This is a genomic window from Methylotenera versatilis 301, from assembly GCF_000093025.1.
GTDB classification, from domain to species: domain Bacteria; phylum Pseudomonadota; class Gammaproteobacteria; order Burkholderiales; family Methylophilaceae; genus Methylotenera; species Methylotenera versatilis.
Genome location: NC_014207.1, coordinates 882,995 through 898,427, shown reverse-complemented (window position 1 = coordinate 898,427; position 15,433 = coordinate 882,995). Strand labels below are relative to the sequence as shown.

16 protein-coding genes are annotated in these 15,433 nt (G+C 43.8%); 10 read left to right on the top strand and 6 right to left on the bottom strand.

Features of this window, described 5'->3' with window-relative positions; all coding sequences use genetic code 11:
- The first annotated feature begins 84 nt into the window (after positions 1-84).
- A complete protein-coding gene (locus M301_RS04070; RefSeq protein WP_013147487.1) occupies positions 85-918 on the top strand; it encodes an alpha/beta fold hydrolase in 834 nt (277 codons plus the stop codon).
- A gap of 3 nt (positions 919-921) precedes the next feature.
- Here M301_RS04070 and M301_RS04065 read toward each other — a convergent pair whose 3' ends face one another.
- The 5 genes from M301_RS04065 to M301_RS14155 form a co-directional block, all read right to left on the bottom strand.
- Positions 922-1,599: a DUF4197 domain-containing protein gene (locus tag M301_RS04065; RefSeq protein WP_013147486.1), complete on the bottom strand. Its 678-nt coding sequence runs from the start codon at positions 1,597-1,599 to the stop codon at positions 922-924.
- 205 nt (positions 1,600-1,804) lie between these two features.
- Positions 1,805-4,372 (bottom strand): glycogen/starch/alpha-glucan phosphorylase, encoded by a 2,568-nt coding sequence (locus M301_RS04060; RefSeq protein ID WP_013147485.1) that lies wholly within the window; start codon positions 4,370-4,372, stop codon positions 1,805-1,807.
- A 143-nt stretch (positions 4,373-4,515) separates the two neighbouring features.
- Positions 4,516-4,755, bottom strand: coding sequence for a hypothetical protein (locus M301_RS04055; RefSeq protein ID WP_013147484.1), 240 nt, complete (start codon positions 4,753-4,755; stop codon positions 4,516-4,518).
- Positions 4,756-4,944: 189 nt separating this feature from the next.
- The gene (gene rpsD, locus M301_RS04050; protein WP_013147483.1) at positions 4,945-5,562 is read right to left on the bottom strand and encodes a 30S ribosomal protein S4; all 618 of its coding nucleotides are present in this window, start codon (positions 5,560-5,562) and stop codon (positions 4,945-4,947) included.
- 67 nt (positions 5,563-5,629) lie between these two features.
- Positions 5,630-5,944 (bottom strand): hypothetical protein, encoded by a 315-nt coding sequence (locus M301_RS14155; RefSeq protein ID WP_013147482.1) that lies wholly within the window; start codon positions 5,942-5,944, stop codon positions 5,630-5,632.
- Between the two features lie 142 nt (positions 5,945-6,086).
- Between M301_RS14155 and M301_RS04040 the strand changes: the two genes are divergently transcribed.
- The 4 genes from M301_RS04040 to M301_RS04025 all read left to right on the top strand — a co-directional run bounded on the left by M301_RS04040 (position 6,087) and on the right by M301_RS04025 (position 9,053).
- Positions 6,087-6,677 (top strand): TetR/AcrR family transcriptional regulator, encoded by a 591-nt coding sequence (locus M301_RS04040; RefSeq protein ID WP_202943939.1) that lies wholly within the window; start codon positions 6,087-6,089, stop codon positions 6,675-6,677.
- A gap of 100 nt (positions 6,678-6,777) precedes the next feature.
- Positions 6,778-7,611, top strand: coding sequence for an oxidoreductase (locus M301_RS04035; RefSeq protein ID WP_013147480.1), 834 nt, complete (start codon positions 6,778-6,780; stop codon positions 7,609-7,611).
- 9 nt (positions 7,612-7,620) lie between these two features.
- Entirely contained in the window at positions 7,621-8,049 is a 429-nt protein-coding gene (locus M301_RS04030; protein ID WP_013147479.1) for a hypothetical protein, read from the top strand.
- Positions 8,050-8,051: 2 nt separating this feature from the next.
- Positions 8,052-9,053: an NADP-dependent oxidoreductase gene (locus M301_RS04025; protein ID WP_013147478.1), complete on the top strand. Its 1,002-nt coding sequence runs from the start codon at positions 8,052-8,054 to the stop codon at positions 9,051-9,053.
- Positions 9,054-9,163: 110 nt separating this feature from the next.
- On the opposite strand, the gene htpG is transcribed toward M301_RS04025, so the two are convergent.
- Positions 9,164-11,065, bottom strand: a complete 1,902-nt coding sequence (gene htpG / locus M301_RS04020; RefSeq protein ID WP_013147477.1) for a molecular chaperone HtpG — start codon at positions 11,063-11,065, stop codon at positions 9,164-9,166.
- A gap of 224 nt (positions 11,066-11,289) precedes the next feature.
- On the opposite strand from htpG, the gene M301_RS04015 reads away from it, so the two are divergent.
- The 5 genes from M301_RS04015 to M301_RS03995 are packed head-to-tail and all read left to right on the top strand — an operon-like array spanning position 11,290 to position 15,405.
- Positions 11,290-11,859 (top strand): RNA polymerase sigma factor, encoded by a 570-nt coding sequence (locus M301_RS04015; RefSeq protein ID WP_013147476.1) that lies wholly within the window; start codon positions 11,290-11,292, stop codon positions 11,857-11,859.
- The gene (locus M301_RS04010; protein WP_013147475.1) at positions 11,856-12,302 is read left to right on the top strand and encodes a hypothetical protein; all 447 of its coding nucleotides are present in this window, start codon (positions 11,856-11,858) and stop codon (positions 12,300-12,302) included. The genes M301_RS04015 and M301_RS04010 overlap by 4 nt, the downstream gene beginning before the upstream one ends.
- Before the next feature lie 3 nt (positions 12,303-12,305).
- The gene (locus M301_RS04005) at positions 12,306-12,809 is read left to right on the top strand and encodes a periplasmic heavy metal sensor (protein WP_013147474.1); all 504 of its coding nucleotides are present in this window, start codon (positions 12,306-12,308) and stop codon (positions 12,807-12,809) included.
- A 29-nt stretch (positions 12,810-12,838) separates the two neighbouring features.
- Positions 12,839-14,233: a DUF1800 domain-containing protein gene (locus tag M301_RS04000; RefSeq protein WP_013147473.1), complete on the top strand. Its 1,395-nt coding sequence runs from the start codon at positions 12,839-12,841 to the stop codon at positions 14,231-14,233.
- 2 nt (positions 14,234-14,235) lie between these two features.
- Positions 14,236-15,405: a DUF1501 domain-containing protein gene (locus tag M301_RS03995; RefSeq protein ID WP_013147472.1), complete on the top strand. Its 1,170-nt coding sequence runs from the start codon at positions 14,236-14,238 to the stop codon at positions 15,403-15,405.
- Positions 15,406-15,433 lie beyond the last annotated feature (28 nt).

The following is a 15,433-nucleotide window of genomic DNA, read 5'->3' as shown; positions in this document are numbered from 1 at the left end:
AAAAATAGCCGAGCTTGCCTCGGCTATTTTTTCATAGGCAGCCATGTATCAAAATAGAATATGAATGGAACGAAGAGAGTGAGTATGTTTTGGAAAAGGCGTTTATTGGTGATTTTGTATGTTTTATTAAGCGCTTGTAGCTCAATAGACACCCATGAGCATGCCAACCAACTGGCAAAGCATAGTGGTTTAATAAAGCACTCAACAACAATTGATGGTTTTGTATTAACAGCTTATGCGCGTTTAAATAATCCTAAGCTGCCTATTAACGTTTATATCGAAGGTGATGGTCTAGCTTGGTTTTCTCGCTACGAACTATCGACCGATCCCACACCCCGCGAAGCAATCGGCTTAGCGCTTGCCGCACAGGATAATGCAAGCAATGTGCTGTACTTAGCAAGACCATGCCAGTTTAATGACTTCAAAACCACCCCATGTGACAGCACATACTGGTCAAACAAGCGCTTTTCACAGAAAATAATTAACGTGATGAATGAGGAGTTGGAGACATTTATCAGCGCTGACAACTCACAGAAAATACACTTAACTGGCTACTCTGGTGGAGCCGCAATTGCTGTACTCTTAGCCGCGCAACGTAATGACGTGCTCAGTCTAAGAACCGTCGCTGGCAACCTAGACCAGTCGTATGTAAATCAATTTCACCATGTCAATTTAATGCCAGAGTCGCTTAACGCAATAGATGTCGCCAATAAAATAAGCAGCATCCCTCAACTACATTTTGTAGGAGAAAATGACAAAGTAATTCCGCAGGAGGTAGCAAAACGTTTTATTAAACAACAGGAATCCGCACAACAAAAAACCGCGCATTGCGCGGCTATTGTAGAAGTTGATGCCGAGCACCAAAAAGGTTGGATTACACAATGGCAAAAGCTTTTACAGCAAGCTTTCCCCTGCTAACTATTACAGTGCCCCAAACACTTTTTTCAACAAACTACTCGCCTGACCAACAGGATCTTGGCGAATCGCGGCTTCTTCTTTAGCGATCATTAAGTACACGCCATCCAGCGCTTTATTGGTGACATATTGCTCAATTTTGGCATCTTCTTTTTTCACTACGCCATATTTGGCGCCCATCTCAGCATATTTATTATAGGTTTCAGCTAGTTGCACTTTTTCGGTAGCTTTCGTCACAATTGGTAAAAACTTCTCTGCCATTTGTGCTGATGTAGTCTTTTTAAAATATTGTGTAGCGGCATCTTGTGGGCCCGTCAAAATCGCTTTTGCATCTGCCACTGACATTTTTTTGATTGAATCTATGAGTAAAGTCTTAGCTTCTGGCACGGCCGCTTCTGCTGCACGGTTCATTTTGAGGACGAGTTCATCAGATTGCTTGCCCATACCCATCATTTTCATGACTTTTTCAACTTTTTTCAGTGAGCTTGGTAGTGGAATTTTGACTTCTTTATTACCCAAGAAACCATCTGTAGCGCCCAGTGTACTTACCGCCTTACCCACGCCTTGCGTAAGTGCTTCTTTCAGGCCACCACTAGCTTCGGTGTTACTTAAATCGCTAATACTTAGCGCGTTTGCGTGAGTTGCAAATAGAATAAAACCTAAGGTTGCTAGTAATTGTCGCATATTGATCTCCAGTGAATGACGTGCAACATAAGCATAACCCTAAATTGTAGCTTTTGCATGTGGCTAACCATAATTTACGTTTGCTTATTTGGACATACTTTCATTCACACGTACCACAAAAAGACACTGCCCTGGAAGCCAGATATATATATTGGCTTCCAGGGCAGTGCTTATTAAGACGTCTTAAGACATCTAAATGTTAGATTTAGCTTTTTACATGCCAAATATTCTTTGCATAATCGCCAATCGCGCGGTCACTTGAGAATTTAGCCATATTTGCCACGTTCAATATGGCTAAACGTGTCCATTCATCTTGATGTTGATATAGCTTGCCAACTCTATCTTGCGTTTCGATATAGCTCGCGTAGTCTGCGAGCAACAAGTATTGGTCGCCATTTTTCAGCAAGTTATCAATAATTGGTTGGTAACGGTTTGGTTCTTCAATTGAGAAGAAGCCGTTAGCAATCATATCTAGCACTTGTTTGAGTTCTGGGTTGCTATGGTAGTAATCATAGGGGTTGTAGCCGCTGGCTTTTACTTCCGCCACTTGTGGTGTGGTGAGTCCAAAAATAAAGATATGCTCTTCTCCGACTTCTTCCATAATCTCAACGTTCGCACCATCTAAAGTACCAATGGTCAGCGCACCGTTTAGCGACATTTTCATATTACCAGTGCCACTTGCCTCGGTGCCTGCGGTTGAAATTTGCTCTGATAAATCACTGCCAGGGAATAAAATCTCAGCTGCTGAAACTTCATAGTTCGGATAGTAAACCACCTTCAGTTGGTCGCCTACAGCCACGTCTTCATTGATGATAGCAGCTACATCATTGATTAAACGAATGATTTGTTTCGCCATCCAATAACCCGGTGCAGCTTTACCTCCAAAAATCACTGTGCGTGGCGTAATACCTTTTTCGCCGTTACGAATGCGGTTATACAAAGTAATCACATGCAACACGTTTAACAATTGACGTTTATATTCGTGAATACGTTTAATTTGCACATCAAACAAGCTATTGACGTTTAATTTAATGCCTGTTTTTTGTTCAATTTTAGCGGCTAATCTAGCTTTATTCGCATGTTTTACCGCTGCGAATGCTTTTCTGAATTCTGCATCATTGGCCAAAGGTGTGATTTTTTTGATTTGCGTTAAATCTTTTTTAAAGCCTTTACCAATCGCTTTTTCTAGCAAGGCTGTTAAGCCAGGATTCGCCTGATTCAACCAGCGACGCGGCGTAATGCCGTTGGTCACATTAGTCATTTTACCTGGATAAATACGGTCAAAATCTGCAAATAGATGCTGTTTCAATAGCTGGCTATGCAATGCAGCAACACCGTTTACTGTATGGCTACCCACCACAGCCAAATGCGCCATGCGCACACGACGACCATTCGACTCATCAATAATAGACACGCGTTTCAACAACTCAGGGTCACCTGGGAAATGATGGTTGACCATGTGTAAGAATTCAAAGTTAATTTTGTAGATAATATCCAAATGGCGCGGCAATAGTCGACCGAATAAGTCTACTGTCCAAGTTTCTAGCGCTTCTGGCATCAGCGTGTGATTTGTGTAGGCAAAAATCTTAACGACTAGCTTCCATGCAAAATCCCAGTCCAATCTATGCACATCCACTAATTGATACATCATCTCTGCCACGCCGATTGAAGGGTGTGTATCATTCAGTTGAATGGCAATTTTATCTGGCAGAATGTTCCAATCTGCTTGTTTTTTCATTTCATGCGTACTTAAAAAGCGACGCAAAATATCTTGAATTGAAGCAGAAACAAAGAAATACTGCTGTTTTAAACGCAGTTCTTTGCCCAACACTGAAGCATCGTTTGGGTATAATACTTTAGAGATGTTTTCAGTATCATTGCGCTCTTGTACAGCCTGCTCAAAATTACCGTCATTAAAGTGGCGCAAATCAAACTCACGTGCGGCCTTGGCTGACCATAAGCGCAAACTATTCACCGTATCGCCACCATAACCTGGCACCGGCATGTCGTATGCCATGGCGACGACGTGTTCAGCATCAACCCAGTGCTGTGACCCTTCTCCGCAAACAACATGTCCGTAGAATTTAATGTCATAGGTGACCTCTGGGCGTTGAAACTCCCAAATATTGCCGTAACGCAACCAGTTATCCGGATTTTCTATCTGCTGACCGTTCTCAATGGTTTGCTTGAACATGCCATACTCATAACGTATACCGTAACCTGTCGCTGGAATATCCATGGTTGCCATTGAGTCTAAGAAGCAAGCTGCCAAGCGACCTAAACCACCATTACCTAACGCGGCATCTGTTTCCATTTCTACAGTATTTTCTAAATCGCGCCCTAAAGCGGACATTCCATCTTTAAGCTCTTTGTTTATGCCCAAGTTTAGTGCAGCGTTGCTTAACATACGCCCAATTAAGAACTCTAAGGATAAATAATAAACACGCTTTGGGTCGTCACGATAGTAAGATTCAGCCGTTTTTACCCAACGCTCAACGACATGGTCACGTATCGTATAGCTGGCAGCATCGTACCAATCTCTAGGTGTAGCGGCGGCATTGGTTTTAAAGCTAGAAAAAATGAGGTGGTTTTGTATAGCCTGATCAACTGGTGAAAGCTTAGGCACTATGCCTACCTTAGTCGCTTTAGACTTTGTCGTTGATTTTGCATCTGTTGCGGCCGATTTACTAGCCCGTTTCGGTTTAGCTGCTGTGGTTAATGTGTCTTTTGCAATGGATGAAGTAGTAGCTTTAGGCTTGGCTGGCGTTTTCATTTGCTGAACTCATTTAGTTGTTTTAAGTATGTATATTCTAGCAAAGAATATGCCATGTTTATGCCGCTAAATAAGCAACTACCTAACTTTTATTCTAGCCCTTACTTTTAAAATCGCACAGGTCAATTGAATATTTTTTAACTTCACTCTAAATTAAGTTGATCGTACTGAAATCCAGGTGACACTTTAATGGCCTTAAGTACCGATAATTTGATAACAGCATGACCTAAGACTGTTTGTAAGTTATATAACGCCGTTAATTCTAAGCGCACACTGATGGCACCTAGCTCTACCTCAGCAACTTGGCAACCTTCGCAATACACAATTCTGCAACCCTCAGCACCAGCGAGCACTATTTTTCTGCAATCTTCATCTTCTCTCATCACCATATCCAATCATCGTTTGTTTGAAGGTAAGCTCAATTACTTTAAGTTAAAAAAAGTGACCGTCTGACATGAATAAATTCAATGCGGTCATAAAGATAATACAAGGAGATGCACGTCACCGTGCAGTTACAGCTTTATAGATTGATTCGCATCAACCTAGTATTTAAGCACTGTGTTAGTCAGCGCTTAAATTCGGTTTGAGTAATATTCAACAACTTGCTGAACATCAATCGGAAATGGTACTTGGTCAGCATCGGGCAGATGTGCCACTTTGATGCGTTTATCGGTTTCGTCCCATTGCAGCCAATCTGGGCGGTCTAATACTGGTTTAGCTAGCGTTTCAATCACCAGTGGTATTTTCAAACTAGTCACTTTAAGTGAAATTTCATCGGCTAACTTCACGCGAATCGATGGAATATTCACCGACCTACCATTCAAAATAACATGCCCATGTGTGACTAATTGACGTGCAGAGATGGCTGATGGCGCAAATCCTGCTCTAAAAACAACGTTATCTAAACGACGTTCTAATAATTGTAAAAAGTTATCACCAGTCGGCTCGCTACCTTTACGCGCTTCTATGATTAAGCGGCGCATTTGGCGTTCAGTTAACCCATAGTTAAAACGCAGTTTTTGCTTTTCTTGCAACTTCACACCATAGTCAGACTTACGGCGGCGCATAGCCTTCATACCATGTTGACCTGGTGGCGTTGGTCTAGCTTCAATCGTTTTGCGCGATAACCCTGGCAAATCAACACCTAATGAACGCATAATTTTTAATCTTGGGCCGGTTAATCGTGACATATGTACTCTCTGTTATTTTTTAAATGGGTAACTTCTTGCATTTCTCATCGTTAATTTTTGCTGCAAGTTAATGCAGTGATTCGCTCAATGGCGTGGCATCCATTAAGCTGGCTTGCTGCTCGCGCACAATTTCATCCCACTGATACACCAAGCGTTTTGCAACCTCAGTGACTAACTTAGATTCAGCATATTGTGGTGCCGTAAGTTTGTGTGCCAAGTCTGCAACCAGCATTGCCAAATCAGCGGACGGATGCACAATATATTGCGAGCTCACACAGCAAATCGCCGCCATCACTGCATTTGCATTTGGCAAATCTGGGTCATACTCCCCAACACTGTACTGTTGCTGAGTACTATTTAACTGTTTATTGCAATTTGCCATGTAAGACTTTCACTACTTAATATTATGATTAAATGATAATGATTCTTATTTACAATGTCAACATTTAATATTCAATATATTTAAATACGTAAAAATATATTTTATTTGCATTTTATGATGGTTATCATATATGATGGTCGTCATGAAAAAAACAATGTCTAAACAGAATACTTCCAGCCGTAAAGAAATTACGCATACACGTATTGTGGAAACCGCTGCGCGAGCAATCCGTAGAAGTGGTTACGATGGCACGGGTGTAGCTGACATTATGAAAGAAGCAGGCCTCACACATGGCGGTTTTTACGCACATTTTGCATCGCGTGATGCCATGCTCGCAGAAGCCGCAGATCAAGCTGGTGCAGAGACTATTGCTATTGCTGAAAGAGTATTTGCTGAAGTTCCTGAGGACCAAGCATTGCAAGCTCTGATGAATGTTTATTTATCAAATGAGCACATGGCTAACATTGAAACTGGATGCTCTTTAGCCGCCCTTGGTTCGGAAATGCCGCGCCAGGCACCTGAAGTGAGAAAAGCCTCTACTTGCCGTATCAAGGAAATGATAGCACTTATTAAAAGTCGATTATCAGATCGCCAATCTAATACATATGAAAAGGCGCTAGTCATGTTATCAACGATGGTGGGTACATTATTGTTAGCTCGTGCGGTAGCTGACCCTGAGCTTAGCGAAGATTTCCGCCAAGCCACTTTAAAACACTACGATGCCAAAGAGTGATTAATTTTTCATTAAGTACTTTGGCTTTTTTTTGACATTAAATATGATGGATATCATATTTATATAGCATTTTTTACTAACTGAATTAAAGGAGAGAAATATGAAAAGCAAGATCGCAATTGTGACAGGTGCGTCATCAGGAATCGGTGAGGCTACAGCAGAGTTACTCGCAAATTCTGGTTATAAGGTTTACGGAACGAGTCGTAAGGGCGCACAAGGCGCCCAACGCCCATACAAGATGATTGCGCTGGATGTAAATAGCGAAGAATCTATAGAAGCAGCATTAAAAGAAGTCATCCAAATTGAAGGTCGTATTGATCTAGTGGTTAATAACGCGGGCTTCGGTGTAGCACCAGGTGGCGCTGAAGAAAGTTCAATTGAACAAACCAAAATGATTTTTGATACGAATTTTTTTGGCATTGTCCGCATGACGCGCGCTGTTGTGCCTTATATGAGAAAACAGGGCGAAGGTCGCATCATCAACATCGGCTCCATTCTTGGGCTGATACCGGCACCATATATGGCAACTTATGCGGCTACTAAGCATGCAGTAGAAGGCTTCTCAGAATCTCTAGATCATGAACTGCGAACAAGGGGCATTCGTGTTTCTGTGGTTGAGCCTGGTTATACCAATACGCAGTTTGAAGCCAACACCCTAGAAGTAGACGCTAAAGTAGATGAGTACAACCTTGCACGGAAAGCACTTGCGAAATTAATTAAAATCGCTGTTGCAGGTGGCGATGATCCAAAAGTTGTCGCCAACGTCGTACGAAAAGCCGCCAATGCCAAACATCCTAAGCTGCGTTATGCCGCTGGAAAATTAGCATGCCGCTTGAGTTTCCTGAGAAGGTTTGCGCCTGCTGCATTGGTTGATATCGGCATTCGTAAAGAGTTAAAACTTGACTCTCTAGAAAAAATAGCTAACCAACCATAAGATATCACCATGAAATTTTTATCTTTTTATCGACTTTCAGTACTCACTTCAATCCTATTTATACTGTTGGCGGCCATCTTAATGTTTGCACCAGATAAGATACTAGCAAGCTGGGGAGTGGAATTAACGATCGAGTCGGGGTTACTTGCAAGACGAATAGCAGCGCTTTATACAGGTCTCGCTGTGATGTTTTTCATGGTTAGAACCGCAGAACATTCGACAACTCGTACAGCGCTCATCTACGGAGTGATAACGTCCTGCATGATATTGGCAGCCCTCGGAGTTTATGAGTTTGCTACAGGGCATGCAACCAGCGGCATTTTCTCCGCCGTTTTCATAGAAGTTGTATTAAGCCTACTATTCATGACCGTCTGTTGTTCAGGCAGTAAATCAAATGGCCGAAACAGTAATGGCAGGAGTAAAACTGATAGGAAATAGAAATGAAAGCACTTATCTTAAAGCGTTATGGTAAATCCGATCAACTCGCATTCGCCGATATCCCCCGACCTAAAATCAAGCCGAACGAAATGCTCGTTCAGATCTTTGCCGCTGGTCTGAATCCGATAGACAATGTGATTCCAAAAGGAACGTTCAAGCCCATCCTTAAGTTTAAGCTACCAGCTACGATGGGCAGCGACTTGGCGGGTATCGTAGTGGAAGTGGGAAGTCGCGTCACGCGTTTCAAACCGGGCGATGCCGTTTATGCCAGCATCCTCGACCTAGGCACGGGAGCACTTGCTGAGTTTGCTGTTGTGCCCGAGAGCGCAGCCGCAATCAAACCAGCAAATCTGGACTTTGTACAAGCAGCTTCGATCCCTATGGTAGGACTCACATCGTGGCAAGCACTTAAAGAACGCGCACATCTCAAGCCTGGCCAAAAGGTATTCATCCCTGCTGGTTCGGGAGGTATAGGCACGTTCGCAATCCAACTCGCAAAACATCTTGGTGCAAAGGTGGGGACCACCACCAGTACGGCTAATGTGAGCCTAGTTCAACGCCTTGGCGCCGATGAGGTGGTTGATTACAAGAAGCAGGCGTTCGAGAAAGTGCTGCAGGGCTATGATGTGGTGCTTGGTACCATCAAAGGTGACGTGATCGAGAAATCTATTGGCATTTTGAACCCCAAGAGTATTATCGTCTCGCTCATTGGCCCTCTAGACGCGGCGTTCGCTCGCGCCAGAAGCATGAACTTTCTCATGGCATTCGTGTTCGGGTTGATGAGTGCTAAGATTATTCGCCAAGCTAAGAAGCGCGGTATCGAATATTCATTCCTGTTTGTACATCCTGATGGTCATCAGCTCGCAGAGATCGGTAAGCTGCTAGATGCAGGGCATATCCAGCCAGTCATCGATAAGGTATTTCCCTTCAATCAAGCAAAGGAAGCACTTGCCTATCTCGAAGAAGGTCGAGCTAAAGGTAAGGTAGTGGTGAGTATTGTTTGATTGCTTCTAATGACTGACTATATGTGAACGGCAGAAAAAAGCCCGCCCAACTTACGTTGCACGGGCTTTTGTCATGCTTAACTTTTATTACCTAATGTACTCAATAAAGCTTAGCTAATTAAACTATTCATACGTTTAACAAAGCTCGCAGGGTCATTCAGCGTTCCGCCTTCAGCCAACAAAGCTTGGTCAAATAACACAAAAGCTAAATCGCTAAAAACTGCATCAGCTGCTTCTGCCTCAAGACGTTTAACCAATTTATGTGCTGGGTTGATCTCCAAGATAGGCTTAGCGTCTGGCGTATTTTGTCCTGCCGCTTTTAACATACGCGCTAAGTTGCCTGACAAATCATTGGCATCACTCACCAAACATGCTGGTGAATCAGTTAAGCGGTGTGTCACGCGTACATCTTTTACTTGATCGCCCAGTGAGTTTTTAATCTTCTCAACCAAGGTTTTTGCTTCTTCTTCAATTTTCTTTTGAATCTCTTTTTCAGTATCAGATTCAAGTTTGCCTAAATCTAAATCACCTTTGGCGATAGACTGTAATTTCTTACCTTCAAATTCAGTCAAGCTGCCAAGTAGCCATTCGTCCACACGGTCAGACATCAGCAATACTTCAATACCTTTTTTGCGGAAAATCTCTAAATGCGGACTATGTTGTGCTGCGGCGAAGCTTTCTGCGGTAATGTAGTAAATCACATCTTGCTCAGGCTGCATGCGTGCAATGTAGTCTTTTAGCGAAACTTCTTGAACGTCAGTATCCGCCTTGGTTGAAGCAAATCTTAGCAAGCCAGCAATTTTGTCTTTATTAGCAAAATCTTCACCTGGGCCTTCTTTCAATACACGTCCGAACTCAGCGTAAAACTTCTTGTAATCTTCTGGCTTATTTTCAGCCATGTCTTCCAACACGCCCAAGATTTTCTTGGTCGAACCCGCTTTAATCGCATCTACATCGCGGCTAGATTGCAAAATCTCACGTGAAACGTTTAATGGCAAATCAGAGGTATCAATCACGCCACGTACAAAACGTAGATACTGCGGCATCAACTTCTCAGCATCTTCCATAATGAATACGCGTTTCACATACAACTTAATGCCATGACGGCGGTCACGGTCATACAAGTCAAACGGCGCTTTGCCTGGAATATAAAGCAGTGAAATATATTCTTGCTTACCTTCTACACGGCTGTGCGTATAGGCTAGTGGATTCTCAAAGTCGTGAGAAACGTGTTTGTAGAACTCTTGATACTCTTCTTCGGTAATATCGTTTTTGCTACGCGCCCATAATGCTGACGCTTTATTTACCGTTTCATCTTCATCGGTTGCCACTTCAGCGCCATCTTTCCACTCGGATTTTTTCATCACGATAGGTAAAGTAATATGGTCTGAATACTTGCGAATAATCGTTTTGAGTTTCCAATCACTTAGAAATTCGTCTTCGCCTTCACGTAAGTGCAAGACAATCTCAGTACCGCGAGTAGTTTTATCAGCATCTTCTAATGTGAAATCGCCCTCACCTGCTGACTCCCAACGCACTGCAGTTGTAGCGCCAGCACGACGAGTCGTTAATGTGACTTTATCCGCAATAATAAAAGCTGAATAAAAGCCCACACCAAACTGACCAATCAAATTCGCATCCTTGGCTTGGTCGCCAGAAAGCGCATTAAAAAATTCTTTCGTGCCCGATTTTGCTATCGTACCAATGTTAGCAATCACTTCATCACGGCTCATACCAATGCCGTTATCGTTAATGGTCACTGTACGTGCTTCTTTATCGAACGCAATGCGAATCTTTAACTCACTATCGCCTTCATAAAGCCCACCATTACTTACAGCTTCAAAACGCAATTTATCAGCCGCATCCGATGCGTTAGAAATCAACTCACGCAACACAATTTCTTTGTTACTGTATAGCGAGTGAATCATCAATTGAAGCAGTTGTTTCACTTCTGCCTGAAAGGCCATGGATTCTTTTGGATGAATTTCTTTTTGTGCGGTCTCTGCGGACATAAATTTAGCTCCTTACTTATTTGTATCGAAATTGGGTATTAAAAACAGTAATCTTTTAATGGGGATAACATTACAGTTTTCAAGCGAGCTGTTTTCAGATAATGCACTTGCATAAGTTGTATTAATATCACCCGAGCAAATACTAATGGCGCTAAACTTTTTAAAATTAACCGACGGATATTTTCAATACCCACGTTTAAGCATGAAAGAACTGGAAAAACTGCATGAATGAACTCGACCCTGATGCCGAATTGTTGCCGCGTATTGCGCGAGGCGATCAATCGGCTATTCGGGAGATGGTTACTAAAAAGCTTTCACGATTGCTCGCGCTGGGTATGCGCATGCTCAATGACCGTGGTGAAGCCGAGGACGTCACGCAGGAAACTTTTCTTCGTGTATGGAAACATGCTGAAAATTGGCAGTCTGGCGGTGCTAAGTTTGACACTTGGCTACATAAAGTAGCGCTTAACTTATGTTACGACAGGTTACGTACTCGCAAAGACTATACTGACAAAGATTACAGCGATGAGAGTACGCCAGAACTAATAGACCCAGCGCTGATACCCGAGCAGCGTTTAGACAAATCGCAGCAAGGTGACATGATTAGTGCCGCGCTGGCAATATTGCCTAACCGACAGCGGGAGGCTTTGGTGTTGCAATATTATCAGGAGCTTTCCAATATTGAGGCGGCAGATCTAATGGGCGTAAGTGTGGATGCACTGGAGAGTTTGCTATCTCGCGCCAGGCGCAATATGCGGGCATTGCTTGCAGAACAAGGAGTACACAAAGCATGAATATAGAACAGTTTATCAAGTTCACAGACGCCTATGGCGCAACGATTAAACATTGGCCTGAAATCCACCAAAAACAGGCTAATGAACTAATTGCACTTAACTTACCTGAAGTGAATGAAGCGCTGGAAAAAGCACGGTTATTGGATGAAGTATTTAGCAGCCATACGGTAGCGCCTGCTGAACGCTCGCTGTTTGACAGCATTGTCTCAAGTGCGCCAAAAGCTGACAACTCACGAGTAAAGCAAAACTTCTGGCAACAATGGAATATCAAAAACTGGCTTGGCGTTTCTAGCTTTATTGGCACAGGGTTGGCTGGCGCAGTAGCTGGTGCTTTTTTTGTATCGATTTGGACTTCAGGGTTGTTGCCTGAAAGCATTGATGGCGTAAGTGAATCATCTGGCGCAATGGCGCAGTATGTAGATGTTGGACAGGAGTGGTCTTAAATTATGACTGGCTTAAGAGTGAATAAAATTGAAAATAAATGGCTACAAAGCAAGTGGCTAATAATAGCCTCACTACTGTTGAATCTATTTTTAATCGGTAGCATTGCTGGCGGTGCTTATAAGTTATTTGAAAACCATCAAACTGGCAAAGTAGGGCAAAATGCTTTGCGCTATGCCGCAGAAAATTTGAGCCTAGAGCAGCAGCGACAGTTCAAAAAAACTTTGCGCCAAGCTAGACGTGAAGTCAGGCCGCTATTAGCAACAGCGAATGAGGCGCGCACTGAAGTACGCAAGTTAATTGCTGCACCAAGCTTTGATAGGCAGGCAGTTGAAGTTGCTCTCGCCAAAACACGTGAGGCAGACAGAGCCATACGTATGAAGATTGAAGTCACCATGCTGAACTATGCCGAAACACTTTCTGCAGAAGATAGGCAAAAGTTTGCAGATGGCTTAGCTAAAAAGGGACCTTTACGCGAACCACCTATCATGATGCTTAAAGATAATTAATACTGAAGATATCTGGGAATAAAAAGAGCATGGACAACACCTCTAACATGAGCCCCGCTGCGATTGCGGTGAACCGCTTTGGTTTAGGCGCACGTGCCGATGATATTGTGCCGAATGAGCCTAAAAAGTGGTTGCTAAATCAATTCATCCAATATCAAGCCAAGCCAGCCAGCTTGGCAAATCAAGCTAGCACTGCGAGTTTGATTGCGGAATACGCTCAACAGCAACAAGAGATGCGTAAAGCCGATGATGCTGAAAAAAAGGAAATGAAACGCACCCTTAGGCTTGAAGTGAAAGATACCTATCAAGATGCGGTGAGTGCGCGAGCTGCGGCAGCGCTTACCAGCAACACGCCTTTTATGGAGCGTTTAGTGCATTTTTGGGCGAATCATTTTGCGGTTTCTATTGAAAAACCAGCCATTGCAGATTTAGCAGGTGCTTTTGAGTTTGAGGCGATTCGTCCGAATATATTAGGGAATTTTAAAGACCTACTCTTTGCTGTAGAACAACATCCAGCCATGCTGTTATATTTAGACCAAGCAAAATCTATCGGACCTAACAGCAAGGCTGGCAGCCGTTCAGCTGAAAAGCAGCCTGATAAAAAACGTGGCTTAAACGAGAATCTGGCACGTGAAATTTTGGAGCTACACACGCTGGGCGTGCGTAGCGGCTATACGCAAGCTGACGTCACGGAGTTTGCACGTGCGCTGACAGGTTGGAGCATTGCAGGCATGGGCAAAGATAAAGGCGTCAGCGCTGATACGAATGGTTTTGCGTTTCGCCCGCTATTGCATGAGCCAGGCGAACGCAATATGATGGGTAAGACTTATAGCCAATCTGGCAAAGCACAAGCAGAAGCCATTTTGACTGATTTAGCGCATTCACAAGCGACTGCAACACACCTAGCCACCAAGCTGGTACGACATTTTGTCAACGATACACCGCCAGAAAGTTTAGTGAGTAAACTTACCCAAGCCTATATGTCTAGTAATGGCGATCTTAGCAAGGTTTATCATGCATTAATAGACGCGCCTGAATCTTGGCTGCCAGCTCCAGCTAAATTCAAAACCCCTTGGGAATGGCTAATCTCATCGCTGAGAGGTTTAGGGCGACAGAATTTAGACAATATCAAAATCGCGCAGATTTTAAATCAGTTAGGTCAACAGATCTGGAGACCAGGTTCCCCCGCAGGCTTTGATGACATTGCCGCCACATGGGCTGCGCCAAACGCGCTACTCAGGCGAGTAGAGCTAGTGCAGCGTTTAGTCGCCCCTTTGGGCGATAAATTAGACGCTCGCGTATTAGCGGATAAATTGCTTTTAGGTGCAGTAAGCGAACAAACCAAAACTGCCATCAGCCGCTCAGAAAGTGCCTCTACTGGTTTAGCACTGCTGTTAGTTTCACCTGAATTTCTAAGGAGATAATCATGCAAAGTTCAACTAACAATATGAATCGTCGTGATTTCCTCCGCCTTCTTTCAGCTGGCGCCGGCGTGCTGCTTGCATCGCCCTACATCAGCTTTGCCTCAGCAGAAACTGACCGCCGTTTTATATTTATCATCCAGCGTGGTGCTGCTGATGGCTTGAACACCGTGATTCCATACGCCGACCCGGCCTATGCAAAACTGCGTGGCGCGTTGGCGATTGATGTTTCACAAGCCACGAAATTAGATGGCATGTTTGCACTGCATCCATCGCTGGCTGAAACCGCTAAATTATATGCCAACAAACAGGCACTGTTTGTACATGCGGTTGCCTCGCCCTACCGCAGTCGCTCTCACTTTGATGGTCAAAACGTATTAGAAACCTTTGGTACAACGGCCTATCAAATCAAAGATGGCTGGATGAATCGTCTTCTCACGCTGTTGCCATCGGCCCAGAATGAGGCTATTGCTTTTGCCACCACAGTACCCATGGCTTTGCGTGGCAAAATAGAGGTGGCTTCTTACGCGCCTTCTGCACTACCGCAAGCTTCTGATGATTTATTGATGCGTGTTAATCAGTTGTATGCAGAAGATGCACAGCTACACAGCCTATGGTCAGCGGCAATGGAAGCCAATAACATGGCAGATGATGTCAGTGCCAAACAAGACCCAGCGAGCTTTGGCAAACTAGCTGCTTCATTTTTAGCCAAAGCAGATGGGCCTCGAGTTGCCATGATAGAAACTGGCGGCTGGGATACGCATACAGCACAAGAGGGCAGACTGGCGCGACAATTGAAATCGCTGGACAGCATGATAGCGGCGATACGTGATGGTTTAGGGCCAGTCTGGCAAAAAACGACGATAGTGGTCGCAACTGAATTTGGCCGCACGGCCGCAGCTAACGGTACAGGTGGAACAGACCACGGTACAGGCTCTACCGCCATGATACTTGGTGGTGATGTTAACGGCGGCAGAGTACTTGCAGACTGGCCAGGATTAAGTAACAGTGCGCTTTATGAAGGTCGCGACCTTAAACCAACCACTAATCTAGCGACCCTAATTGCCGCAATTAGCAGTGCGAGCTTTAAGCTAGATCCTGCACAAGTCAACAAGGTGCTTTTTGCTGAATCCGGTAAAACTAAAACAATAGAAGGTTTGCTGCGTACTTCATAACACAAACCTTCTACCTTAATCGAACTCG